The following is a 25,020-nucleotide window of genomic DNA, read 5'->3' as shown; positions in this document are numbered from 1 at the left end:
CCAGGCCGACGGGCAGTTCTCGGTGGTGTGGCAGACCCAAGCGCCGATTCGTGCGCAACCGTGGAGCCCCTACATTCCGGGCAATGACAAAAAGCCGGACTATGCCGTGAAGAGCAACTAAAGCCCCCCACAGTTTGACCGCGCATGATCAGGACATTTTGCTATGCCCACTGCCCTCCACCGCCTCATCCTCGCCCTGCTGCTGTTGCTGTTGCTGCCCCTGGCCGCACACGCCAGCGACGCCGAAGACTTCCTCAACGCCAATCCGATGCAGCAAGCCAAACTCCTGCAGGACTGGGCCGCCAACCCCGACCCTGCGCGTATCGAGTTGGTGGACGCCCTTGAGCAAGGCCAGCTCACGCTCAACGGCGAAACCAAGACCTTGCGCCTGAACAACCGCCTGCGCGGCTTGATCAATAACGTGCAAGCCAGCCAGCAACTGCTCGCCGCCGACCCCAAGGTGCGCCTGGACGCAGCGCGAACCCTGCAAAAAAGCGCGGTGCCGGCACAACTTAAATTCCTCGACCAGCAGGTCGCCGCCGAGACGGATGAGCAGGTGCACAGCGCCCTCAGCCTGGCCCTGGCCAACCTGCAACTGGTCGACCCCGACCCGGTGGTACGCCTGGCGGCCGTGCGCTTGCTCGGCAGCACCGGCGACCCGCTGGCCCGCACGCGCCTTGAAGCGCTTCTGGCGCCAGGCGTGGAAGCCGACGCCGCCGTACACACCGCCGCTGAAACCAGCCTGGCCCAGGTCAAACGCAAACTGATGATGGGTGAGATCCTCGGCCAGGCGTTCAGCGGCATGTCCCTGGGCTCGATCCTGCTGCTGGCGGCCCTGGGCCTGGCGATCACCTTCGGCCTGCTCGGCGTTATCAACATGGCCCACGGCGAGATGCTGATGCTCGGCGCCTACTCCACCTATGTGGTGCAGTTGATGATGCAGCGCTATGTGCCCCAGGCCATCGAGTTCTACCCGTTGATCGCGTTGCCGGTGGCGTTCTTTGTCACTGCGGCCATCGGCATGGCGCTGGAACGCACAGTCATCCGTCACTTGTATGGCCGCCCGCTGGAAACCCTGCTCGCCACCTGGGGCATCAGCCTGATGCTGATCCAGCTGGTGCGCCTGGTGTTCGGCGCGCAAAACGTCGAAGTGTCGAACCCCGCCTGGCTGTCCGGCGGCATCCAGGTGCTGCCTAACCTGGTGCTGCCGTACAACCGCATCGTCATCATCGCCTTCGCGCTGTTCGTGGTGGTGCTCACCTGGCTGCTGCTGAACAAGACGCGCCTGGGTCTGAACGTGCGTGCGGTCACCCAGAACCGCAACATGGCCGCCTGCTGCGGCGTGCCCACCGGGCGTGTGGACATGCTCGCCTTCGGCCTGGGTTCCGGCATCGCGGGCCTTGGCGGCGTGGCGCTGAGCCAGATCGGCAACGTCGGCCCGGACCTGGGCCAGAGCTACATCATCGACTCGTTCCTGGTGGTGGTGCTCGGCGGCGTCGGCCAACTGGCCGGCAGTGTCATGGCCGCCTTTGGCTTAGGAATCGCCAACAAAATCCTCGAACCCCAGATCGGCGCCGTACTCGGCAAGATCCTGATCCTCGCGCTGATCATTCTGTTTATCCAGAAACGCCCGCAAGGACTCTTCGCACTGAAAGGACGGGTGATCGACTGATGAACCAGCCATTGATGCTCACGGCCACGCAAAAGGCCGGCCCCAAAGTCACGATTGCGGTAGGGGCGCTCATCCTGCTCCTGCTGCTGGCGCTGCCCTTGTGTTCGCTATTGCCTGCGGATAACCCGCTGCATGTGTCGGCCTACACCCTGACGCTGGTGGGCAAGATTCTCTGTTACGCCATCGTCGCCCTGGCGCTGGACCTGGTGTGGGGTTACGCCGGGATGTTGTCCCTGGGCCACGGTTTGTTCTTCGCCTTGGGCGGCTACGCCATGGGCATGTACTTGATGCGCCAGGCGGCCGGTAGCGAGTTGCCTGCGTTCATGACCTTTTTGTCCTGGACCGAATTGCCCTGGTATTGGGTCGGCACCGACCACTTCCTCTGGGCGTTGTGCCTGGTAGTACTGGCCCCGGGTTTGTTGGCGCTGGTGTTCGGTTTCTTTGCCTTCCGCTCACGGATCAAGGGCGTGTATTTCTCGATCATGACCCAGGCCCTGACGTTCGCCGGGATGCTGTTGTTCTTTCGCAACGAGACCGGGTTCGGCGGCAACAACGGCTTTACCAATTTCCGCAGCATCCTCGGTTTTGGCATCACCGAACCGGGCACGCGGGCGGTGTTATTTATCGCCACGGTGCTGTTGCTGGTGGCCAGCCTCTACATCGGCTGGCGCCTGGCGAAGAGCAAGTTCGGCCGTGTGCTCACCGCCCTGCGCGATGCCGAGAACCGCCTGATGTTCTGCGGTTACGACCCGCGCGGTTTCAAGCTGTTCGTGTGGGTGCTGAGCGCGGTGTTGTGCGGCCTTGCCGGCGCGCTGTATGTGCCGCAGGTGGGCATCATCAACCCCAGCGAAATGTCACCGACCAACTCCATCGAAGCCGCCGTGTGGGTAGCGCTGGGCGGGCGTGGCACGCTGATCGGGCCGTTGCTCGGCGCCGGCGTGGTCAATGGCATGAAGAGCTGGTTCACCGTGGCCTTCCCCGAGTATTGGCTGTTCTTCCTGGGGGCGCTGTTCATCATCGTCACCCTGTACCTGCCCAAGGGCGTTATCGGCCTGCTGAAGAAATGAGGAACGTCATGCTTGAACCTGTTTTCGACGCAGGCAGCGGCCGCGATGCGATTGGCATCGGCCAGGTCGCGGGCAAAGGGCTCAACACCCGCCACGGCACCATTCTGACCCTGGAAGATATCAGCGTCAGCTTCGACGGGTTCAAGGCCCTCAACGACCTGAACCTGTACATCGGCGTTGGCGAATTGCGCTGCATCATCGGCCCTAACGGCGCGGGCAAGACCACGCTGATGGACGTGATCACCGGCAAGACCCGCCCCAGCCACGGCAAGGCCTGGTTTGGCGAAACCCTGGACCTGACCCGCATGAGCGAAGTGCAGATTGCCCAGGCCGGCATCGGGCGCAAATTCCAGAAACCCACGGTGTTCGAAGCTCTGAGCGTGTTCGAAAACCTGGAGCTGGCGCAGAAGACCGACAAGTCGGTGTGGGCCAGCCTGCGTGCGCGCCTGAACGGTGAGCAGAAGGACCGCATCGAGGAAGTGCTCGACACCATCCGCCTCACCGCCTCGGTGCATCGCCCCGCCGGGTTGCTGTCCCACGGCCAGAAGCAGTTCCTGGAAATCGGCATGTTGCTGATGCAGGACCCGCAACTGTTGCTGCTGGATGAACCGGTGGCAGGCATGACCGACGCCGAAACCGAGTTCACCGCCGAGCTGTTCAAGCGCCTGGCCGGCAAGCACTCGTTGATGGTGGTGGAGCACGACATGGGCTTTGTCGGCTCCATCGCTGATCACGTCACCGTATTGCACCAAGGCAGCGTATTGGCCGAAGGGTCGCTGGAACAGGTGCAGGAAAACGAGCGGGTGATCGAGGTGTACCTCGGTCGCTAACGCTGACACGAACTGCTTTATGTGGGAGCTGGCTTGCCTGCGATGCAGACGACTCGGTGTATCCGGTACACCGCTATCGCAGGCAAGCCAGCTCCCACAGTTGATCCGGTTCCCGCAGGGGGATTGAGGAGGTTCTGAGAATGTTGCAAGTCGACACGCTGCACCAGTACTACGGCGGTAGCCACATCCTGCGCGGGCTGTCTTTTGACGTGAAGATCGGCGAAGTCACCTGCCTGCTCGGGCGTAACGGCGTGGGCAAGACCACCCTGCTCAAGTGCCTGATGGGCCTGCTGCCGGCCAAGGAAGGCGCGGTGAACTGGGAAGGCAAGGCCATCACCGGCTTCAAGCCGCACCAGCGCGTACATGCCGGCATCGCCTACGTGCCCCAGGGCCGCGAGATATTCGGCCGGCTGACGGTGGAAGAAAACCTGCTGATGGGACTGTCGCGCTTCCCCGGCTCCGAAGCCAAAGAGGTGCCGACCTTCATCTACGAGCTGTTCCCGGTGTTGCTGCAAATGAAGCATCGACGCGGCGGCGACTTGTCCGGCGGCCAGCAGCAACAGTTGGCGATTGGCCGCGCCCTGGCCAGCCGTCCACGCCTGTTGATCCTCGATGAGCCCACCGAAGGCATCCAGCCGTCGGTGATCAAGGAAATCGGCGCGGTGATCAAGCAGCTCGCGGAGCGCGGCGACATGGCGATCCTGTTGGTGGAGCAGTTCTATGACTTTGCCGCTGAACTGGCAGACCAGTACCTGGTGATGTCCCGTGGCGAAATCGTGCAGCAAGGACGAGGTGAAAATATGGAAAGCGACGGTGTGCGCGGGCTGGTAACCATCTAATCTGTAGCCTCCTGACGATAAGCCAAGAACCATGAACCTGCCCATTTCCCCTGCCCTGTTCACCCCCAGCTGGCACGCCGAGCTGGAACTTGGCTATGCGCGTTTGGGCGACACCACGCGCCCGGTAATGCGCCGCCACCTTGGCCCGCTGCGAGTGCAAAAGCACCTGTACGCCGAAGGCCCCGAGGTGTGCCAGCACATCATCGTGCATCCACCCGGCGGGATTGCTGGTGGCGATCGCCTGGACATCAGCGCCCATGTGGGCACGGGGGCCTGGGCACAACTGACCAGCCCCGGCGCGGCCAAGTGGTACCGCGCCAGCGGCCCGGCGTTTCAGCGCGTCGAGTTGACCGTCGAGGCCGGTGCGACGCTGGAATGGCTGCCCCAGGAAACCATCGTGTTCAGCGCGGCCCAGGCCGAACTCACCACGCGAGTCGAGCTGTCGGGCGATGCGCGTTTGTTCTATTGGGATGTGGTCGCCCTGGGCCGCCCGGCCAGTGGCGAACGGTTCGACCTGGGCCACTTTCAATCGCACCTGGACATTCGCCGCGACGGCCAGTTGCTCTGGCATGAACGCCAGCGCATTGTGGGCGCCGATGGGTTGTTGGATTCGCCTATCGGGCTGGATGGGCAACCGGTGTTTGCCACGCTGCTGGTGACCGGTGAAGTCGATGCTCAGTTGCTGGAACAATGCCGCTCACTGCCCCACGCAGTGCGCGGCGACCTGACCCAATTGCCCGGCTTGCTGGTGGCGCGTTGTCTGGCCAGTGAAGCGTTGCTAGCGCGGGGTTGGTTGATTGACCTATGGAAATTGCTACGCCCGGCCATATTGGGCCGGGAAGCGGTATCCCCAAGAATCTGGAGCACATGAAGATGTGCCCTTCTGTAGGAGCGAGCTTGCTCGCGAAAAACCTGAGGACGCCGCGTGCATTCAGGATGCCCGTGTTTTCGTTAACGATCTTCGCGAGCAAGCTCGCTCCTACAGGGGTTAACGCTCGCCCTTTTAATTGCCTGATTACGGACTGAACCATGGACCTGACCCCACGGGAAAAAGACAAACTGCTGATCTTCACCGCAGGCCTGGTCGCCGAGCGGCGCCTGGCGCGCGGGGTGAAGCTCAACTACCCGGAGACCATCGCCTATATCAGCGCTGCCCTGATGGAAGGCGCCCGCGATGGCCGCACCGTGGCCGACCTGATGCACTACGGCACCACCCTGCTCAGCCGCGAGCAAGTGATGGAAGGCATCCCGGAAATGATCCCGGATATCCAGGTGGAAGCCACGTTCCCCGACGGCACCAAGCTGGTCACCGTCCACCAGCCCATTGCGTGAGGCGCAGCCATGATTCGTGATGCAACCGAACACGACTTGCCGGCGATCCGCGCCATCTACAACGACGCGGTGTTGAACACCACGGCGATCTGGAACGAGCAACCGGTGGACCTGGCCAACCGCCAGGCCTGGTTCAGTGCGCGCCAGGCCCAGGGCTATCCGATCCTGGTGGCTGTGGATAACGACGAAGTCACCGGCTACGCCTCATTCGGCGACTGGCGCCCCTTCGAAGGCTTCCGCTACAGCGTCGAGCACTCGGTGTACGTGCGCAACGACCAACGCGGCAAAGGCCTCGGCCCGCGCCTGATGGAGGCGTTGATCGAGCGCGCTCGCACCTGTGGCAAACACGTGATGGTCGCCGCTATCGAAAGCGGCAACCTGGCCTCGATCCACCTGCACGAACGCCTGGGCTTCATCACCACCGGGCAAATGCCCCAAGTGGGCATCAAGTTTGGCCGCTGGCTCGACCTGACCTTTATGCAACTGACCTTGAACCCGGGCGCACAACCGCCCAAGGAGTGACATTGATGAGCGCTGCACAACTGCGTCGAGTCAATACTGAAAGTTTTGCCCATTACCGGCGGGGCTTGATCGAGCTGTTGCTGGACGCAGTGCAGCATGGCGCTTCGGTCGGCTTCATGGCCGACTTCGATGAGGCCCAGGCCCTGGACTACCTGACCGGCGTGCAAGCCGGCGTCGAGGACGGCAGCCTGCTGCTGTGGGTGGTGGTGCGCGACGAACAGGTGGTCGCCAGCGTGCAATTGGCGTTGTGCCAGAAAGCCAACGGCCTGAACCGCGCCGAGGTGCAAAAGTTGCTGGTGCACAGCAGCGCTCGTCGCCATGGCCTGGGCCAACAATTGATGAATACCCTGGAACTCGCTGCACGCCAGCACAAACGTGGCCTGCTGTACCTGGACACCGAGGCCGGCTCCGGCGCCGAGGCCTTTTACCAGTCGCTGCGCTACACCAAGATCGGTGAGCTGCCCGACTATTGCCAAAGCCCGGACGGGCGTTACAGCCCGACCGCCATCTATTTCAAGACCCTGGGGCAGCCTGCATGATTCCTGGTGAATTTCAGATCCAGCCTGGCGAAATCGAACTGAATGTCGGCCGCCGCACCCTCACCCTCGGCGTGGCCAACAGCGGCGACCGGCCGATCCAGGTGGGTTCGCATTACCACTTCTTCGAGACCAATGACGCGCTGGAATTCGACCGCGCCGCCAGCCGGGGCATGCGCCTGAATATTCCGGCGGGCACGGCGGTACGGTTCGAGCCGGGACAGCGTCGGGAGGTGGAGTTGGTGGAGTTGAGTGGGGCAAGGCGGGTATTCGGGTTTGCAGGGCGGGTCATGGGCGACCTTTAAGGCCTCATCGCAGGCAAGCCAGCTCCCACAGTTGGAATGTATTCCCCTGTGGGAGCTGGCTTGCCTGCGATAGCGATTTCACCTTCAACACACATCTTCAGGGCACACACATGAAAATCACCCGCCAAGCCTACGCCGACATGTACGGCCCCACCGTCGGTGACAAGGTGCGCCTGGCCGACACCGAGCTGTTCGTCGAAGTGGAACAGGACTTCACCGTCTACGGCGAAGAAGTCAAATTCGGCGGCGGCAAGGTGATCCGCGACGGCCAGGGCCAGAGCCAATTGCTCGCCGATGAAGTGGTCGACACGCTGATCACCAACGCATTGATCATCGACCACTGGGGCATCGTCAAGGCCGACGTCGGCTTGAAGAACGGCCGCATCCACGCGATTGGCAAAGCCGGCAACCCGGACATCCAGCCCGGCGTGACCATGGCCATCGGCGCCAGCACCGAAGTGATTGCCGGTGAAGGCATGATCCTCACCGCCGGCGGCATCGACTCCCATGTGCATTTCATTTGCCCACAGCAGATCGAAGAGGCCCTGACCAGCGGCGTCACCACCATGATCGGCGGCGGTACGGGGCCGGCCACCGGCACCAACGCCACCACCTGCACCTCCGGCCCGTGGCACCTTGCGCGGATGCTGCAGGCCAGCGACTCGTTCCCGATGAACATTGGTTTTACCGGCAAGGGCAATGCCAGTTTGCCCGAACCGCTGATCGAGCAGGTCAAGGCCGGCGCTATCGGCTTGAAGCTGCACGAAGACTGGGGTACCACGCCCGCGAGCATCGACAACTGCCTGAGCGTCGCCGATGCCTACGACGTGCAGGTGGCAATCCACAGCGACACCCTCAATGAGTCCGGCTTTGTCGAAACCACCCTCGCCGCGCTCAAGGGCCGCACCATCCACACGTACCACACCGAAGGTGCCGGTGGCGGTCATGCGCCGGATATCATCAAGGCCTGCGGTTTGCCCAACGTGTTGCCCAGTTCCACCAACCCGACGCGGCCATTCACGCGCAACACCATCGACGAACACCTGGACATGTTGATGGTGTGTCACCACCTGGACCCGAGCATTGCCGAAGACGTGGCCTTCGCCGAAAGCCGCATCCGTCGCGAAACCATCGCTGCCGAAGACATCCTGCACGACCTTGGCGCGTTCTCGATGATCAGCTCCGACAGCCAGGCCATGGGCCGCGTCGGTGAAGTGATCACACGCACCTGGCAGACCGCCGACAAGATGAAAAAACAGCGTGGCCCCCTGCCGGGCGACGGTGCGGGCAACGATAACTTCCGCGCCAAACGCTACATCGCCAAGTACACCATCAACCCGGCGATCACCCATGGCATCAGCCATATCGTCGGCTCCATCGAAGTCGGCAAATGGGCTGACCTGGTGCTATGGCGCCCGGCGTTCTTCGGCATCAAACCCACGCTGATCCTCAAGGGCGGCGCCATTGCTTCCAGCCTGATGGGTGACGCCAACGCTTCGATCCCGACGCCACAACCGGTGCATTACCGCCCGATGTTCGCCAGCTTCGGCAGCTCCCTGCACGCCACCAGCCTGACATTTATCAGCCAGGCCGCGCAGGCAGCCGGACTGCCCGAGGCCCTGGGCCTGAAGAAGCAGATCGCAGTGGTCAAGGGTTGCCGCGATGTGCAGAAAACCGACCTGATCCACAACGACTACCTGCCGGACATCGAGGTGGACCCGCAGACCTATCAGGTCAAGGCCGACGGTCAGTTGTTGTGGTGCGAACCGGCCGAGGTGTTGCCGATGGCCCAGCGGTACTTCCTGTTTTGAGGAGCTCGCTGATGGCCTGATCGGTGAGCCTCTGGTTCAAAGTGATCAGCTCGGCATTGATGCGGCCAAACGCGTCGTCATAGTCCTGCTGGGGCATCAGCCGCCCCGGTTCACTTTCCGAGGCGGACCGGCCCAGGCGCTGTGCGGCCTGGCTGATGGTTCGACGCAAGGCTTGCCTGTGCCTTTCGGGCAGATTGCCAGCGCCAGCCCATTGTTCCTGCGCAGCCTGATAGTCGATCAGTGCATCGAACTTTGCGGCTATCGGCGCGTAGTCAGCTGAATGAGCCCGCTGCAGAAAGTCGGTCCACATCGGTTGTTCCAGCAGGTTGTCACGCAGCAACTCGCCTTGGTCCAGCAGCTGTACGCGGTTAAATGCCGTCTCGACCATGGGCGCCGTCACATAATCCTCGCGGAACATCATGCTCCTGGATTGCCAGGGCAGGTCCAGTCGGGTTGCCAGTGGCACTGTATACGCCAGGTAGATCTCGACTTCGTCGATATCGGCGATCACATTGCCGTGGGCATCGTAATGATCGATGCGCGCGCCTTGCGCGTCGTATTCCGGAAACCTGACGCCGTCGGCCTGCAATTGGGACACACGCTCATGGGCGATGCGGCCCAGCTCATCGAGCCGCCACTTGCCTCTGGCCAGGTTGAACACAGCCCTGCGCACGGAGGCCACATCCTCGCGCATATACGCCGACCAATGCAGCACGGCAACGCCCATCGAGTTGAACAACTGGGCCCCGGCATCCACGCAGGCCGCGGGGTCCCTGGCCATCAGGAATAACTGCTCGCGCAACTCGGCGTCTTCGCCCATCGCCTCGAGCATGCGCCAGACCTTGGCAGTCAGCTCCGGCAACCACACACCGCTAGCGGCTGTTGCATCCCCTGAACGCCTGACGGCACGAAGAAGATTGAAAAAGCCCTCAGAGCCAAACGAGGCTTCCAGCATGTCCCATAACACTTGCCTGGACGGCCATTCCCGCGCCGAGTAACCGGTTTTCCACTGCTCGCTGTCGAGCGCCCCCCTCTTGGGCAATTGGCGATCCGGATCGCGGCCGGCGGCCTCGATGTAAAGCTTGAACTGAGCAAGCAGTTCAGGCGTCAGCTCTTCACGGCTGAGCAGCGTTTTCGCCACAATCAGCGCGTTATCGGAGCCCGGTGCAAACTCGGGAATCCGCGCTATCGGGTTCTGTCGCATATCCAGAATGAAATTTTCTGGCCGGGGCACACGAAACACGCTAGCGGGCCACTCCTCCAGGCTTGTGTCGTTAAGCAGCAAGGTCTGTAGCCGGGCCATGCGACCGACATCGGGCGGCAAGCCGAGTGGGTTCATGTCCAGGAATAACTCCTTGAGATGCACCCGATCTTTCAAGCGCAGGACGTCTTCAGGTGTCAGGACAATATCGTTGCCGCCCAAATGCAACCGCTGCAAATGTGGCATGTGTTCGATGGCTGACGGCAGGCGGGTCAGTTGAGCGGCCTCGATCCCTAACCGACGCAGACCGCGAAAGTTCGCAAGCAATGGCTGCACGTCTGCATCCGTCAGTTCAGAACCTGCGGTGCCCACGATCCCCACGTAGCTGACATGGTCAAAGTTTGCAGTCAGGGCGGGCAAGGTTCGCAGCTGCTGCGCCAGGTCATCTTCCAACCATTCGATTTTCTGCCCCATCAGACGCCCACTTCGATCGTAGTGCCGTGGGCCAATCCTTCTCCAGGCGTCATCCAGCGCCGCATAAATCTTGCGTCTGGCCCTGAGCATCTTGCGATGCTGTTCACTGAACGCCTCCATGCCCTGGGGTTGTGTGCTCAGCCATCGATGCAAGGTGGATTGCAGGGTTTTGTATTCTTGCTCCAGTGCACGCAGCCAACTCAGATCCAGCACGCCGCGCTCGTTGATCAGGGCGAGCATTTCGTCCTGGGTGATTTCCGGGTACAGGCTGCGGATGCGCTCACGCGTGAACCTTTCCCATTCAGTGCCGCCCCGCCCGCTCAATGGATAGCCGCGACGCTCACCCGGCAACACGCTCGGCGGTCGAAAAAACGGCAGTTTCTCCGGCGACATGCCCAAGACTTTGCGCAACGGTGCCCGGCCTAATGCATGCTGGCGGATCAACCCCTTCAATTGCTCACCCTGGCCGACATGGGGCAGGCCAATTGCGTTGCGATGGGCATCGGTCAACGCGTGCTGCAAGGCGCCGTAGAAACCATTGAGCCCATGCAGATGCTGGCCGTGCTCATCAAAGGCTTGGTAGCGCCCGTCATCCATGCGCGCCAGCACCTTGCGACTGCTCGCCTCCGGGGGGCCAAAGCTGGCACGCAGCGGGCCTTCAAACCGGCCTTCGCGAACTTCCAGGCGCAGATTGTCCGACCAGCCGGGAAGCGCCGCCAGCGTGTTGAGGGCCAGGGTTTCGGTGTCCGGCCCGGCCAGCTCGTCGAGGTACAAGCCCTCATACGCGTGGGTCAGGCGCATTTGCTGCTGCGCCCGGCGCGCCTTTTGAGCCAGACGCAGCGGGATGCGCTTGGCGCTGTTCAGGGTGTCGCGCTCGCTAGGCGTCGCGTCTGCCAGCACTTCGCGCGCCAGGATCGTCGGCACGCCGCTGAAGTCGCGCTGGATCAGCATGATCGCCGTGTCGGACGGTGGTTGCTGCTCGACATAAATACTCTTCATCAAGCGTTCGCGCACCTCGACGGCCCGCCGTTCCAGTTTCAATTGCAGGGCCTTGGCCCGCGCCTCGGGGGTACGGGCGGTGTAGCTGCCCACCAGAGCATCGCGCTGAGGTTCGCTGAACGCTTCGATAATGCGCCGGGGCAACTGGCCGTTCATCAAGTCGGTGCGGTGGATTTGCACGGTGTCCGCCGCCGTCGCCTGACGATTGCCATACTTGATCGATGGCCCGCTCAACTCGCTGCCTGCAAACGCCTCGATCGCCTTGCTCGCCGGCCACCCCGGCAACTCCACCACCAGGGATGCGGCGTAGCTGCACAGTTCGCTGCTGATCGAGCCCTGGCCAATGCCCTCGGCGACGTTCACCGCATCGCGATACGCCCTGAACTGGCGCAGGGTGTCGAGCAGGATCGCCGGCACGGGCTCGCCTTCTACATGCACCCGACGCAGCACATCCTCGCTCACAGCCGCCACGCTGCGCGCCTGCTCCAGTTCGACATCGCTGAAGCCGTCCGTCACAGGGCCCAACCGCCGCATCAACGCGGCGCCTTCCCAGGTATGCGGGCGCTCCAATTCATGGTTCCAGAGGCCACTGCCATTGCCCTTGAGCACCGGTTGATAAGCCTCGGGCCGGGTTGGATGCAGGATGCGGTAGTGCTCGGTCAGCGGGTCTTGTTGCACGACATAGCGTTTACCCTCCAACGTCAGCACGGTTTGGCCGTTGTGCCGGTGCAAGCCCTGCTCATCCGCCGCCACTGAAGGTAGAGAAGCGGTGTGCTCATAGCCCGACAAGTCAGGTTTCCACAGCCGAATCTTGCCACTGGGCAGGGTGACGGCCTTGAACTGCTCGATCAATGGCGAAACGGTGAAATGAAACACGGCCGCCTGTGCGGCCAGCGTCGCCAGGTTTTCCACCACATCCGTGATGTGCGCCCAACCCGCCTCGCGGTCGCCCTCGCTCAGCTCGATAACACCTTCGATGACTTCGTAAAGCATTTGCCCGGCCATCGCCACGGCCATCATCACGCCCAGCGGCGGCACCGCCATGGCCACCAGGTTCAGGCCGAACAGGCCAATGCTCATGTAATGCGCAGCACGCAGTGAGCGCGAGGCCTCATCGACATCGGCGGTGCTCACCGCACGATGCCGGGCATTCTCGAACAGGCGGGTACGCAGGCTGCCCAGGCGATAGGTCCACAGGTCCGGGACCTGCCAAAGGTCGGTCATGGTGTGGGCGCGAATGTTGAATTCAGGGGCAGTGGCATGCACGCGCACGTAGGGTTGTGGTTCGCCCAGTGTCGAAGGCGTGGCAAAGGAAGGAGAAGTCAGCAACCGTCCCCATTCCGATCGCAACGCCTGTGCGCCAAACGGCTGGGGAGGTGCGTCCAGCACCAGTTCGGTCAGCCTTTTGTAGTAGTACGCACGGTCTTTGTCAGCGACGAAGCGGGAAAAAAAATGCTGGTTCGGCGTGGCCCTCCAGCCTTTGGAGCGGTCGGCGTCCTGGGTGGTTTTCGCGCTCAGGCGCTCGGTCAAATCATTGCTGAAGTCACTGAAGGTTTCATAGCGCTTGATGGGATGCTCGGGGTCGTCGGGAATATAAACAATGACCCAACAGGTGTAGCCAGGCTTGGCGCAAGCATCGATGACCAGGCAATCGTGCAAATACAGGTTCATCAGGCTCAGGCGGCGATACCCGATAGGCTTGCCGTCGCTGAGGATGTGTTTTTCCCCCGCCGCCACCCGCATCAGCAGCGTGTGGTCGCTGTCGCCAATGTCGCCCTTGAGCAACGCCAGATACGCCGCCGCCTTGAAGGCGGCTTTCTGGTGCTGGACATAACGCTCGCGCAGTTCGGCTTGGGACTTGGCGTCGTCTGGTTTCAACTGCGCCCTCAGGTGGGCCTGGTATTGCTTGCCCAGGTCCAGGTCTCGGCACAATTGAGTGAACGCATGAATCTCCAGGGTCGTGGTGTGGCGCTCGAAATGATCGCGTACATCCGGTTGGGTAATGAAACCTGAAGCACTGTTGAAATAGCCCTCTCGAGCCTCCCGTTGCTCGAAGTTGCCAAGGGCGGCGTGGAGCAGGGAGAACGTCTTGACCTTGAAGCCACCGGTCTTTACCCCAAAGGCATCTTCGACCGGTACATACAGGCGCAACCAGGTTTGATTAACGTCCAGCTCATGGCCGATAGCCTTCAGTTTGGCTTCCAGCAGCGGTTGGGCAAACGCTTCCTCCGAGCGTATTTGACTGAAAGTTTTCTCCAGTTCGTTGAGCGAATGGCAACGGGCCTCCAGCAGCACCTTGAGCTGATCTTTCCGGGCTTGGGAAGCGGCGTCATACCAGTGGGGAATGGCCGGCGAGGTGTCTTTGAGAGCCTTGCGACGGGAGGGCGAACTGTTGACCAGGCAAGCGGGGATCGCCTGTTTGATCAGTTCGTAATGCTGGCCCTGCTCACCAGGAAGCGGGGTGGCGGGGTCGGTGACCTGAAAGTCCGGCATGGGATGACAACCTTTTCTTGGAAGAGGTTGTCATCCTAGGCATGCCGTTTTTGCGGCTGGCGCTAACTAAATCAATGACCCGTTCAGAACTGTTCGCGCGGATTGAACGCAGCCTTTTGCGCCAGGGCCTCCCACAATGCCTTGACCTCATCATCCGCCGCCTTGGGCATGACGGCCTTGAGCTGGATGAACAGATAGCCGCGTTGCCCGGCCTTGTTCAGCAAGCCATGGCCCTTGGCGCGCATGCGCTGGCCGTTCTGGCTGCCGGCAGGCACCTTGAGGTTGATCTTGCCGGTGAGGGTCGGCACGGCCACTTCCGTGCCCAGCGCCAACTCCCAGGGTGCCAGCGGCAGGTTGATGATCAGGTTATCGCCGTCCACCTCGAACCTGGGGTGGGGCGCAAACTTTATGATCAGGTACAAATCCCCATTAGCCCCGCCACCGATGCCCGGCGCGCCCTGGGCCTTGAGGCGAATGCGCTCGCCATCGGCCACACCGGCCGGGATCTTCACGTTCAGGCTTTTGGTGGTATTGCTCACATGCCGACCGGAGGCATCGTACTGTGGCACCTGGAAGCTGATCTGCTTGGACTCGGTAGACAGGGTTTCCTCCAGGGAAACCGTGAGCTGCATCTCCACATCCTGGCCCTTGCGCCCGGTAGGACGGCGCTGGCCGCCACCGAAAGCATCGCCGCGCGAGCCGAAGATCGAACTGAAAAAGTCCGAGAAGTCGCCCGCGTCCTGGCCACCGCCAAAACCGCCACGGCTCTGCCAGCCCGGCGGCCCCTGGAACGGCTGGCCATGCTGACCGTATTTGCGCAGTTCATCGTATTCGGCGCGCTTGTCGGCACTTTTCAGCGCTTCATAGGCCTCGGATGCATCCTTGAACTTGGCTTCGGCATCCTTTTCCTTGCTGACGTCCGGGTGATATTTACGCGCCAGCTTGCGATAAGCCGACTTGATCTCCTTGTCGTCAGCCGTCGGCTCGACACCGAGAATCTTGTAGTAGTCTTTGAAATCCATGGGGGCATCACCATCCGTTATCGATATCGCGCAGCCCGCCACACGGCACGCCATGGCTGGCAGCCTGGGATTTGATGTCAGGGCGCGTCATAAGTTAAGCGGCGGCACACAGGTTCAATGCAATGGCTGCGTACCGCCTGGATATGCCCACAAGATTGGGGCAAAACGCGGTCTTTCAAGATGTGATACCGCTATTTACGACGACGGACCGGTTACCGATACGGGTAGGATCAAGCGAACAGTTTTTTTATCATCCCCTCGGTGTACTGGTAGTCCATTCGCAGTTCGGTGCCCGCGGCGATATCTTGCGTTGCAAAAACGGTGTTGAGGATGAAGGGCTTGCGCTTTATTTGCGCCGCTGGGCCCACGCCCAGCCACATGTCGGCCTCGACATCGAACCCCGCTGCCTCGACGTTATAGCCACCTGGCGCCTGGCGTAGCGGCTTGCCGTTTTCGTCGTACTCAAAGTGAGTGTTTATTCGCGACAGGATATTGTCCCCCGACAAATGGATCGGCTCCTCCACCAGACTATTGCCCTCGGCAACCATCTGGCTGCCCACCTTCATGGTGTAAGTCTGGCCGCCTTTGCCGAAGATCCCCGACGGCAGTACGGTACCGCCGTATACACCGACGATCTCCCCTTTGGCGATACGCCGGTTGGCCACCACCATGGACTGACCGATCAATGCCTTTTCGCCAGGCACTTTCACATCCTGCGCCGTGAACGTGCGCAGTTGCAGTTGCGCTTCATAGCGTGCACCGACCTGTTCATACCCTTGAAACTGGATGTAGGGTTTGACCTGCGCAGAGGTGTATTGCGTGCCGGAGTCCAAGGTCACTTGTCTCTCCAGGGTTCGGATACGGATCGGCCTGCCCTGGTAATCCCTGAGTGGGTACTTGCCGTTGTTGGCGCGGATGTAACTGCCGGCCGGATTAGGGTTGGCCGTAAAGTGCACTTCCCGGCGCATGTAACTGAGTTCGGCCGTGGTATAGGGTTTCACCGGCATGGATTCCGAAGCGTCGACAAACTCATCGTCGGAACCCTGCGGCGCCATCCCGCCCGCCAGGCCTCGGCGCCGCCACACGCCATTGAGATCAGGCTTTGCGACGATTGCGCTGCTGGTCAGCCGCAAGGGGTTATCCGCCGCTTGTACCCATAACAGGTAATGCTCGCCATCGCCCGCATCGGGCATGCTCGCAACGAAGTAGCGCTTGCCATTGAAGTCGATGGCTTGCGCCTGGGACAGTTGCAGCCCAGGGCTGGCGTTCTCTACCAGTACTTCAAGGCTCGCAGTCGGAACCAGCGCCTGCGCCACTTCATCGCGGCTCAAGCGTTCGATCAATTGCGCTTCTTCGATCTCGAACTGCGCCTGCAACGCCTTGACCTTGGTGTCGTAGGTTACGCGGGGCAGTGCCCCGGCCTCGAGGTCGCGCTGCAAGGCTTCCATTTGCTCGTGATGGGGTTCGTTCTGTGCTTCAAACCGCGCACGGTATTTATTCGCCACATAGTCTTTCCAGAAGTCTCTGGCGAGCATGGCGTGCAACTCCTGGGCGGAGTTATCCAGGCTCAGCACCCGTTGGTAGGCAGCATCGAGCATCGCCTGGGTCACATTGCCAAAATGGGTAAATCGGGCCTGCTGCGGTTGGCCGGGCAATTCAAGACGGTCCTTGAGGCCATGGCGGTACGCCATGCGTACCTCCACGTCTTCCACGGCCATGAAGGCGCTCTCTCGCTGGGCGGGGGTCAAGTCCTCACGCGCGTTGATCGCGGCTCTGCGCTGGTCGATATCCTGCAGTGCGATCTTTTCCAGTTCCTCCAGGCGGAACAGTCCCTTGGACAGCTTCAGCAGCGCCGCGCCTTGGGTCGAGTCCAGCGCAAGCGCCTTGGCGTTGTGGGTCATCAGCAGGACCTCCAGGTTACTGAAGGTCAAGGCCGCCCGGTCACAGCAGGCCGCCCGGCCCGCCCACTCGAACATCTCCTTGCGCAACTGCTCGGACTCACTGCTGTTTTGCGTAATGCCATCGATCACCTCCCAGATGCGACGCTGCAGGTCCTCTTGGCCGGCAGGCGCTATTTCCAGGTCCCGGAGCACTTCAAAAAAACCGTCCGAACCGGGCAACGCACGCAAGGTGGCCCACTGGAGCCGGCGCTGCGCCAACGACTGCGTGGGCACACCCGTGGACCAGCGCTGAAACGGAGCGTCCGCGCCCTGCAGGTCCACCGGGCCATCCACCGCACTCGTCACGCTGGCGACCAATCGATTGGCCGCTCGCTCTGCGCCAGTGAGCCGGTCGCCGTAATCGTTAATGCGTTGTCGCGTATCGGCGGACAGCGGGTTCAGGCCCAGATCGGTTACACGGGTGACCCGCAGTGTCTGTTCCAGTTGCTCGTCCGACGGTGCGATCAGCGCATCAGGCAAGGTGGAAATGCGGTTGCTCCTGAGGAACACCGCATCCAGAAGCGGCTGCTCACCCAACCCGGTTGGCCAGGTTTCAATGCCGCACGCCCCCATGCCCAACGAGCGCAGATCCGTCATCTGGCTGAAATCCGGCGCGATACCCAGGGGGTTTGAATTGAGGAGTAAAGCCTTGAGGGTTGCGCGTGATGAGAGTATCGCGGCCGATTCGGTGGTCAGGTGAATCCGGTTGTTTTGCAGGGACAAACGGCTCAAGCCATGCATCTGCCCGAGCGCCGGCGGTAACTCACGCAACTGGTTGTTCGACAAATCGAGCCAGCGCACGCCACGAAAACCCGCGAGGAACCCTTCTGGCGAGGTGCTGAGGTTCATGTTGCTCAGTTTGAGCGAACCCACATGACTGAAGTCCGCATCCAGGTCAGGCAGGCTCGGCAGGTTTAGACCACTGAGGTCCAGTGCCAGCCCGAAAGGTTCGCCATCATGGGTGAGCTGTTGCGGTGTTTCTTGCCTCCAGCAGCGCAAGATGCGATCCCAGGCCTGATGGCGGTCACGCAACGACCCTGCATCATTGGCGCGCTCGCCGACACGCACATAGCGCTGACGCTCACCACCACCAGAGAACAACCATCCGTTCAGTTGCCGAAGCAGCACAGTATGCTCCTGCCAGCGCCGGTTCAGCTGCGCCTCGGCTCCCTCCCCCCAGGACCAGATAAGCGCCCTGGCCTTCTGCACGGAGTACTCGGGGTACATGTACCGCACCTTCTCGATGCGCGGATTTCTACTGTCAAAAGCGCCCTCAAGCGCCCCTTGCAGCAGGTCCGGCCGGGTCTGTGTCAGGTCACGCCAGTACGTGTCGAACGTCTGCCAGTAATCCGGGGGGAAGCGATTATCCTCAAGCAAGGTGACATTGTTGATCCGTACCGTGGTTTCCAGTTGATCCGCAGGCGGCGCCAGGTTGTCGTGCGGCACCTGTTGCAAACGGTTTTGGCGCAGGTCGAGCCGTTGCAGTCCTGCCTGCTCTCTCAACCCCGAGGGCCACCGCTCGATTCGCGTCCAATACAGATTCAGCTCTCTTAAATGAGGCATGCCACTGAAGTCAGGCGTCACTCCCAACGGGTTATTCGACAGGTCGAGCACTTGCAGCGCATTGAGATCGCTTACCAGGCCCGCGCTGTGTTCGGTCAACTGCAAGCCGTTGGCGGGCAGCTTCAACGAAGTGAGCTGCTTCATATCGCCAATCACCGCAGGCAGCTCGGTCATTTCGGCCCCCGTGATGCTCAGGCTGTTCAACTGGGTAAAGTTTTCGAGGAATAACGCGCTGGAGTGCCCACCCCATTTGACATTCGACAACACGAGTTCCTGGACGTGGCTGAAACCTGCTTTTATCGGCGGCAGGTCTACCCGATAGAAGCTGCCCCTGGGAAGGCTGATCTTCAACTGGCTCCCCGTCTCACGGCGCCAACAGCGCTTGATCTCTTCGCTCACACGCCACTCTTCGCTGTAAGGACCCAAGGCCCGCGGTCCTCTTGCTTGCGCCCAGACCTTCAAGGTTTTTTTCAGGGTGCGGTACTCCAACTCACGGCTGGCCAACTCGCCCCGCACGTCTTCGCCCAGCGACTCGATGAATGCCGTGACCTGCTCGTCGCTGAAGGTTGGAAACAACCGGCGTACGCGCTCCGCCGGGGAGCGCAGCACATTCCCTGCTGTCCTTAACAGTTGGCGAACCCCAGGCGCGCCGCCCAGCAGCCTGGCCATCGGGTCATAGTCAGGCTTGCGCAGCGGATTTTCCTCCAGCACCGTGCGCAGCGGTTCACGCGGTAACGGGCTGCGTTGAATCGCCTGCTTCAGCTCATTGGCGCTGTTCAGGCCCAGGCGCTGACGTTCATCGGGCGCCAATTGCTCCCAGATAGCATTGTAGAAGTCACCGGGCATGGAGGCCTGGAGCTCACCGCTTTCCAGCAGCACCAACGTGCGTTTATGTGGGAAGTCAGGCGAGCCGATGGCATCCAGCACCGTGCCTTCAGCCGAATACTGACGCAGCTCGATGCGCGAACCCCGGTGCCAGCCCGGCAGGGTTTCCAGGGTGCGCAAGGCCAGGCGCTGGCTGTCGAAGTGCGTCTGGGTGTCCAGGTGCAGCCCTTCATAGGCGCGGGCGACCCGGGTTTCCTGAGCACACCATCGGGCTTGCGTAGCCAAGGCCTCAGGCAAGCGGCGCGTGCGGCGAAAGGCCTCCAACTGATCCGTAGTCGCCCCTTGCAGCACACGCTCGGCGACCAGTGTGGGCAAGGCTGGGTAGGTATCCAACAGACGTTGAACATCGGCATCGGGCGTGGGGTTCAGCGCCTGGTAGCGCTGTTCCAGCAAGGGCCCCTTGAGCGTGTCAACGGCATCGCCGAGGTACTGGCGCAGCGTACCGGCGCGCACCGCCAGCGACGCCTCGGGGCTGCCGGGAAACTCCTTGAGCAGCGGGTCGACACCCTGCAGCGTGTACAGCAACTCTTGGAGCAAGCGGCCCTGAGCCATGGCGCTTTCGGTCACCACCATCACACGCTGGCTGGCTGACGCCGGTGCATCGAGCGTCTCCCAGAGCACCTCGCCCTGGGGGCCGATGACTTTCAGCGCCATGTTGTCGGGCAGCAGGCCACGACGTTGAAGCAGGTCAAATTGCAGCGCTGGTTCGGCTTTGGCGTACATCAATGGGTCGCTGCTTTTTATCTGTTCGACAAAGCGGGTGAGCTGCTGGTGCAGTTCGAAGCGTGTGAGCGTGTCTTGCAGCAGCAACGGCAGTGGCTCGTGATGGACCGCAGCCTGGCGCAGCACGTCGGTGTCGACGCCGCTGATGCGCAGTGGGTCCGCCTGTTCGGCAAGCCCCAGGCGCTTGAGCAGGGTCGGTTCGTCCCAGGTCAGCGGCTCTTCCAGTTCGTGGCTCCATACCCCGTTATGGTTGTGTTCCAACTGCGGGGTATAAGCGCCGGAGCGGGTCGGGTGCTGGATGCGGTAATCGCCGGTGAGGGGGTCTTGCTTGACCTGATAATGGGCGTCCTCGAATGCCAGTAATTGCTGGCCCTCGTGGTCATACAGGCCCAACGCGTTGGCCTTAGCCTCGGGCGCCGGTTTGACTGGCGATGCGTAAGGCGCCAGGTCGGGGTTCCACAGCATCTGCTTGCCGGACGGCATCGTCACAGGCTTGAGGTGGTCCACCGCGCTTTGCCATTTGACGGCTGGCAACACCTTGGCGCCGGTGGCAATAAACGCAACGTTCAACGCCACCGACGCAAAATGCGCCCACATTTGCCGTGGCTCGCCTTGCCCATAGGCTTCTATTCCTTCAAAGACCTCGTAGCACATCTGCGAGGCGCCCACGGCCAGCATGATCGGCCCCAGCCCTGGCACCACGAAAGCCGCCAGGTTGAACACGCTGACAGCGGCATCGAAAAAACTTTCCAGGCGCTCCAGCCGCGCCTTGCGGTCCTCGTCCTCGGTGGGTACGGCCACGGCGCGCGCATCACTCAAGATCTTGCTGATATGCGCCTGGCGACAGCGCGGCCAGAGGTCACCACTGAGCAGGAAGTCGGCCATTGGCAAACGTACCAACGGTGTACGCAGCGGATAATCCGCCCCTCCGTTGCCGTTATCGGCTGGCTGGTACAACCGGTTGAACCGGGCGAAAAACCCGCCTTGCTCGCGCACTGGCACAAAGCGGCTGAAAAAGCGTCGATAAGACGCGCTGTGCAAGCGCATGCGCAGGTCGGCCATGAACTCGCCACTCGAGGCGTACTCCTTGACCGGCTGTTGCGGGTCGCCGGGTATGTACACCACCAGGCGTTCGGTACGGTCCGAGCGTTCACGGTCTGGCCCGATCAACAGCGGCCCTACCAACACAGTGCCCAATACCCTGAGGGCGGCGTAGGTGACCGGCTTGCCCGTCAGCTTCGGCGTGCCGGAACCGGCCACCACCTGTTTGAGCATCTGGTAGGCATCGGCACTCAACACGCCGTTTGACTGCAACCGGGCAATCTCGATGCTCAGCGCCAGTTGCTGGCGTTGATGTTGCTCAAGCAATTGCTCCAGCGCCTCACGCTCTTGGGCGGCGTCGGGTTCGACGACCGCCTTGATGTGCTTCTGATACTGGGCGCCGAGGTCCAGGGAGCGGCAGAGCTTGGCAAATTCATGGGGCTTGATCGCCACCGCGTGGGCGCTGACTGCGGCGAATGTCGCGATGATGTGGGGGTTGTCGGGGTTCCAGCGGGTAATGAGTTGGCAATCGTTGCAGGGCGATGGCTGTTCTTCATCCGCCTCGAAATTGGCCAGGGCCGCTTCCAGCAGGGAGATACCTCGGTAGGTGTGGGTCAGGGAGGGATCGTTCTGCTGATCAAATACGAAGGCGCCATAAAAATCATCGCGAGCACCTTTGTAGGCATATTTGCGCACGAAGAACACATTGCGTACATCCAGCTCCAGGTTGAACTGCTTTTTGAGTGCGTCCTTGAGCGGCTGCTCGGCGAACGCGAGGATGTCGTCGATCTGGCCGAGATGCTCTTCGATTGAATTGAGGGTTTCGCGAAAACGTGTGTGCTGCGCGGCCAGGGTGGTTTTGGCTTGGTGAGTCGCGGCCAGGTACCAGGAGGGAATGTCCATCTCGTGCTGGCCCAGTTCTTCCTGGCGCTGGGTCGTGCCGTCCAGGAACCAGCCTGGCACGCGTTGTTTGAGGAAGTCATAGTGCACGCCGCGCAAGTCGGCAGTGAAGGTTGCATCAGGCATAGCGGTTCATCCGTGAGCGGTAAAACCGCAGCCTAGCCAAACCCCGGCAGGCTCAAGACGTAGCTATGTAGCGCGAAGGCGCGCCGATTTACAGATCACCGGTCTACGCATCCGCGCGCCAGTGGCATACACTGCGCGGCCGTTTTTTGCCCGGAACCTGTAAGACATGAAAAACGAATCTCCAGCCCGTGCCTGCGGCATCGACTTCGGCACATCCAACTCCACCGTCGGCTGGATCCGCCCCGGCGAGGAGACGCTGATCGCGCTGGAGGACGACAAAATCACCCTGCCATCAGTGGTGTTCTTCAACTTCGAGGAGCGCCGCCCGGTGTACGGTCGCCTGGCGCTGCACGAATACCTGGAGAACTACGAAGGTCGCCTGATGCGCTCGCTCAAGAGCCTGCTGGGTTCCAAGCTGATCAAGCACGACACCAGCGTGCTCGGCACTGCCATGCCCTTCACCGACCTGCTGGCGCTGTTTATCGGCCAACTCAAGAGCCGCGCCGAAGCCAACGCCGGCCGTGAGTTCGAAGAAGTGGTGCTGGGCCGCCCGGTGTTTTTCGTCGATGACGACCCGATGGCCGACCAGGAAGCGGAAAACACCCTGGTGGATGTGGCACGCAAGATCGGCTTCAAGGACATCTCCTTCCAGTACGAACCGATTGCCGCCGCCTTCGACTACGAGTCCACCATCGCCAAAGAAGAGTTGGTGCTGATCGTCGACATCGGCGGTGGTACCTCCGACTTCTCCCTGGTGCGCCTGTCGCCGGATCGTCGTCACAACGACAACCGCCAGAGCGACATCCTCGCCACCGGCGGCGTGCACATCGGCGGTACGGACTTCGACAAACAGCTCAGCCTGCAAGGCATGATGCCGCTGTTCGGCTACGGCAGCCGCATGAAGAGCGGCGCCTACATGCCCACCAGCCACCACATGAACCTGGCCACCTGGCACACCATCAACTCGGTGTATTCACAAAAATCCCAGCTGGCCCTGGGCAGCATGCGCTACGACATCGAAGACACCGGCGGCATCGACCGCCTGTTCAAGCTGATCGAACAGCGCGCCGGGCACTGGCTGGCCATGGAAGTGGAAGAAACCAAGATCCAGCTCACCCACGAAGACAGCCGCCATGTGCCACTGGACCGTATCGAAGCGGGCCTGAGCGTGGACCTGAGCCGGGCACTGTTCGAGTCGTCCATCGACAGCTTGCTGGAGCGTGTGCGCGGCAGTGTCACGCAGTTGCTCAACGACGCCTCGGTGAGCGTGGCGCAGGTGGACACGGTGTTCTTTACCGGCGGTTCCAGCGGCATCCCGGCGCTGCGCCACAGCATCTCGGCCATGCTGCCGAATGCGCGGCATGTGGAAGGCAATATCTTTGGCAGCATTGGGAGTGGTTTGGCGATTGAGGCGAGCAAGCGTTACGGCAGCTGAGTTTTAGCTAAGACCGTGGCGCGCCCTTCGCGAGCAAGCCCGCTCCCACACTTGACCGCGTTCCACCTTTGGAATGCAGTCGAATGTGGGAGCGGGCTTGCTCGCGAAGAGGCCAGTTCAGGCCCCGAATCTGTCTTTAAACCATCCCGCCGAGCTTCAGCTCACTCTTCAGATAGGCATAATAAATCGGCCCCGCCACCACCCCCGGCAGGCCGAACGCGGCCTCAAACACCAGCATCGCCAACAACAACTCCCATGACTTGGCACTGATCTGCCCGCCGACGATTCGCGCGTTGAGGAAGTACTCGACCTTGTGGATCACGATCAAATACCCCAGCGCCGCCACCGCCACCCAGATCGACAGCGACAGCGCCACGATGGTGATCAGCGTGTTGGAGATCAGGTTGCCGATCACTGGCAGCAGGCCGAGCAGGAAGGTCAGCACGATCAGGGTCTTGGTCAACGGCAGGTGAATGCCACACAACGGCAGCACCACTGCCAGGAACACCGCGGTGAAGGCGGTGTTCAGCGCGGCGATCTTGATCTGGGCGAAAACGATGTTGCGAAATGCCTGGACCAGCAGGTGCAGGCGGTCGAACAGCGCGGCGGCCAAGGGTTTGCGCTTGGTCAAGTCAGGCACGCGCTGCAAGGCGATGATCGCACCCAGCACCATGCCGATCAGCAAGGTGACGAACATGTGGGCGGCGTCTTTGCCAACCAGTTGCAGTTCGCTCAGGTGCTTGCTCAGCCAATCGCCAATCGCCACGCGAAATTCCGCGGCGCTGGCGGGCAGGTAAGCGTCGATGGACGGCGGTAATTGGCCGCGCGCGCGGTCGACCACGCCCATGAATTTGTCCAGGGAAGCCCCGGGGTTTTCCGCTTCGTGGAGCAGGAAGCTGATGGCGCCAGCGAAGATCAATGCCAACACGCTGACGATCAGGGTGCCCAGCAAGGCCACCGCCAGCCAGCGCGCGCGCCGGCCCTCGATCAGGCGTTGCAGTTGAGGGGTAAGCATGTTGACCAGCTCATAGACCAACAGGCCGGCCAGCAGGCTGGGCAGCAATTTCAGCGGCAGTACCAGCAGCAACCCGCCGAAAATGATGATGTAGCTGGACAGCAACAACACATGACGCTGAGAAAACGTTGGCATACAGCCTCAAAACAAACGGCGTTGAAGGATGTTGTAGGAGCGAGCTTGCTCGCGAAAAACGAAAGGGCGCCTCGTTTAGTCTGGGTGCCCGCGTGATCGTTCACGTTTTTCGCGAGCAAGCTCGCTCCTACAAAGGGGCTGTGTGCGAGTGTCG

The 25,020-nt window shown here is 61.7% G+C and carries 16 protein-coding genes; 12 read left to right on the top strand and 4 right to left on the bottom strand.

The window, feature by feature from the left end; genetic code table 11:
- The 11 genes from BUE92_RS29315 to ureC all read left to right on the top strand — a co-directional run.
- A partial coding sequence (locus BUE92_RS29315; protein ID WP_178380716.1) for a transporter substrate-binding protein occupies window positions 1-121 on the top strand: 121 nt, incomplete at its 5' end.
- 42 nt (window positions 122-163) lie between these two features.
- Entirely contained in the window at window positions 164-1,672 is a 1,509-nt protein-coding gene (gene urtB / locus BUE92_RS16380) for an urea ABC transporter permease subunit UrtB (RefSeq protein WP_073524949.1), read from the top strand.
- Window positions 1,672-2,739 (top strand): urea ABC transporter permease subunit UrtC, encoded by a 1,068-nt coding sequence (gene urtC / locus BUE92_RS16375; protein WP_073524948.1) that lies wholly within the window; start codon window positions 1,672-1,674, stop codon window positions 2,737-2,739. The genes urtB and urtC overlap by 1 nt, the downstream gene beginning before the upstream one ends.
- Window positions 2,736-3,569 carry an urea ABC transporter ATP-binding protein UrtD gene (gene urtD, locus BUE92_RS16370; RefSeq protein WP_178380715.1) on the top strand — a complete coding sequence of 278 codons (834 nt, stop codon included), beginning with the start codon at window positions 2,736-2,738 and terminating at the stop codon, window positions 3,567-3,569. The genes urtC and urtD overlap by 4 nt, the downstream gene beginning before the upstream one ends.
- A 140-nt stretch (window positions 3,570-3,709) precedes the next feature.
- The gene (gene urtE / locus BUE92_RS16365; protein WP_073524944.1) at window positions 3,710-4,408 is read left to right on the top strand and encodes an urea ABC transporter ATP-binding subunit UrtE; all 699 of its coding nucleotides are present in this window, start codon (window positions 3,710-3,712) and stop codon (window positions 4,406-4,408) included.
- A gap of 31 nt (window positions 4,409-4,439) precedes the next feature.
- On the top strand, window positions 4,440-5,279 hold the full coding sequence (locus BUE92_RS16360; RefSeq protein WP_073524942.1) for an urease accessory protein UreD: 840 nt from the start codon (window positions 4,440-4,442) through the stop codon (window positions 5,277-5,279).
- A 158-nt stretch (window positions 5,280-5,437) separates the two neighbouring features.
- The gene (gene ureA / locus BUE92_RS16355) at window positions 5,438-5,740 is read left to right on the top strand and encodes an urease subunit gamma (protein ID WP_003171437.1); all 303 of its coding nucleotides are present in this window, start codon (window positions 5,438-5,440) and stop codon (window positions 5,738-5,740) included.
- A 9-nt stretch (window positions 5,741-5,749) separates the two neighbouring features.
- Window positions 5,750-6,262, top strand: coding sequence for a GNAT family N-acetyltransferase (locus tag BUE92_RS16350; protein WP_073524939.1), 513 nt, complete (start codon window positions 5,750-5,752; stop codon window positions 6,260-6,262).
- Between the two features lie 5 nt (window positions 6,263-6,267).
- Window positions 6,268-6,801, top strand: coding sequence for a GNAT family N-acetyltransferase (locus BUE92_RS16345; protein ID WP_073524937.1), 534 nt, complete (start codon window positions 6,268-6,270; stop codon window positions 6,799-6,801).
- Window positions 6,798-7,103 (top strand): urease subunit beta, encoded by a 306-nt coding sequence (locus tag BUE92_RS16340; protein WP_073524934.1) that lies wholly within the window; start codon window positions 6,798-6,800, stop codon window positions 7,101-7,103. The genes BUE92_RS16345 and BUE92_RS16340 overlap by 4 nt, the downstream gene beginning before the upstream one ends.
- 110 nt (window positions 7,104-7,213) lie before the next feature.
- On the top strand, window positions 7,214-8,914 hold the full coding sequence (gene ureC / locus BUE92_RS16335; RefSeq protein WP_073524932.1) for an urease subunit alpha: 1,701 nt from the start codon (window positions 7,214-7,216) through the stop codon (window positions 8,912-8,914).
- On the opposite strand, the gene BUE92_RS16330 is transcribed toward ureC, so the two are convergent.
- From BUE92_RS16330 to BUE92_RS16320, 3 genes are all read right to left on the bottom strand, one after another.
- On the bottom strand, window positions 8,838-14,081 hold the full coding sequence (locus tag BUE92_RS16330) for a dermonecrotic toxin domain-containing protein (RefSeq protein WP_256673974.1): 5,244 nt from the start codon (window positions 14,079-14,081) through the stop codon (window positions 8,838-8,840). The two genes, ureC and BUE92_RS16330, sit on opposite strands and share 77 nt — an antisense overlap.
- 83 nt (window positions 14,082-14,164) lie before the next feature.
- Window positions 14,165-15,103 carry a DnaJ C-terminal domain-containing protein gene (locus tag BUE92_RS16325; protein ID WP_073524930.1) on the bottom strand — a complete coding sequence of 313 codons (939 nt, stop codon included), beginning with the start codon at window positions 15,101-15,103 and terminating at the stop codon, window positions 14,165-14,167.
- A 230-nt stretch (window positions 15,104-15,333) separates the two neighbouring features.
- The gene (locus BUE92_RS16320; RefSeq protein ID WP_073524927.1) at window positions 15,334-22,281 is read right to left on the bottom strand and encodes a dermonecrotic toxin domain-containing protein; all 6,948 of its coding nucleotides are present in this window, start codon (window positions 22,279-22,281) and stop codon (window positions 15,334-15,336) included.
- A 166-nt stretch (window positions 22,282-22,447) separates the two neighbouring features.
- Here BUE92_RS16320 and BUE92_RS16315 point away from each other — a divergent pair, with 166 nt between their 5' ends.
- Window positions 22,448-23,716: an Hsp70 family protein gene (locus tag BUE92_RS16315; RefSeq protein WP_073524925.1), complete on the top strand. Its 1,269-nt coding sequence runs from the start codon at window positions 22,448-22,450 to the stop codon at window positions 23,714-23,716.
- Window positions 23,717-23,852: 136 nt separating this feature from the next.
- Here the strand turns inward: BUE92_RS16315 and BUE92_RS16310 are convergent, their stop codons facing one another.
- Window positions 23,853-24,866: an AI-2E family transporter gene (locus BUE92_RS16310; protein WP_003188124.1), complete on the bottom strand. Its 1,014-nt coding sequence runs from the start codon at window positions 24,864-24,866 to the stop codon at window positions 23,853-23,855.
- Between the last annotated feature and the right edge of the window lie 154 nt (window positions 24,867-25,020).

Source organism: Pseudomonas fluorescens, assembly GCF_001902145.1.
Taxonomy (GTDB): domain Bacteria; phylum Pseudomonadota; class Gammaproteobacteria; order Pseudomonadales; family Pseudomonadaceae; genus Aquipseudomonas; species Aquipseudomonas fluorescens_BV.
Note: the sequence above shows the minus strand (reverse complement) of the source record. Positions and strands in the feature narration are given on the sequence as shown.

Bases quoted from the DNA above. Each gene is read 5' to 3' on its own strand.
- urtB (WP_073524949.1), top strand. From the start codon at position 164: ATGCCCACTGCCCTCCACCGCCTCATCCTCGCCCTGCTGCTGTTGCTG.
- urtC (WP_073524948.1), top strand. From the start codon at position 1,672: ATGAACCAGCCATTGATGCTCACGGCCACGCAAAAGGCCGGCCCCAAA.
- urtD (WP_178380715.1), top strand. From the start codon at position 2,736: ATGAGGAACGTCATGCTTGAACCTGTTTTCGACGCAGGCAGCGGCCGC.
- urtE (WP_073524944.1), top strand. From the start codon at position 3,710: ATGTTGCAAGTCGACACGCTGCACCAGTACTACGGCGGTAGCCACATC.
- BUE92_RS16360 (WP_073524942.1), top strand. From the start codon at position 4,440: ATGAACCTGCCCATTTCCCCTGCCCTGTTCACCCCCAGCTGGCACGCC.
- ureA (WP_003171437.1), top strand. From the start codon at position 5,438: ATGGACCTGACCCCACGGGAAAAAGACAAACTGCTGATCTTCACCGCA.
- BUE92_RS16350 (WP_073524939.1), top strand. From the start codon at position 5,750: ATGATTCGTGATGCAACCGAACACGACTTGCCGGCGATCCGCGCCATC.
- BUE92_RS16345 (WP_073524937.1), top strand. From the start codon at position 6,268: ATGAGCGCTGCACAACTGCGTCGAGTCAATACTGAAAGTTTTGCCCAT.
- BUE92_RS16340 (WP_073524934.1), top strand. From the start codon at position 6,798: ATGATTCCTGGTGAATTTCAGATCCAGCCTGGCGAAATCGAACTGAAT.
- ureC (WP_073524932.1), top strand. From the start codon at position 7,214: ATGAAAATCACCCGCCAAGCCTACGCCGACATGTACGGCCCCACCGTC.
- BUE92_RS16330 (WP_256673974.1), bottom strand. From the start codon at position 14,081: ATGCCGGACTTTCAGGTCACCGACCCCGCCACCCCGCTTCCTGGTGAG.
- BUE92_RS16325 (WP_073524930.1), bottom strand. From the start codon at position 15,103: ATGGATTTCAAAGACTACTACAAGATTCTCGGTGTCGAGCCGACGGCT.
- BUE92_RS16320 (WP_073524927.1), bottom strand. From the start codon at position 22,281: ATGCCTGATGCAACCTTCACTGCCGACTTGCGCGGCGTGCACTATGAC.
- BUE92_RS16315 (WP_073524925.1), top strand. From the start codon at position 22,448: ATGAAAAACGAATCTCCAGCCCGTGCCTGCGGCATCGACTTCGGCACA.
- BUE92_RS16310 (WP_003188124.1), bottom strand. From the start codon at position 24,866: ATGCCAACGTTTTCTCAGCGTCATGTGTTGTTGCTGTCCAGCTACATC.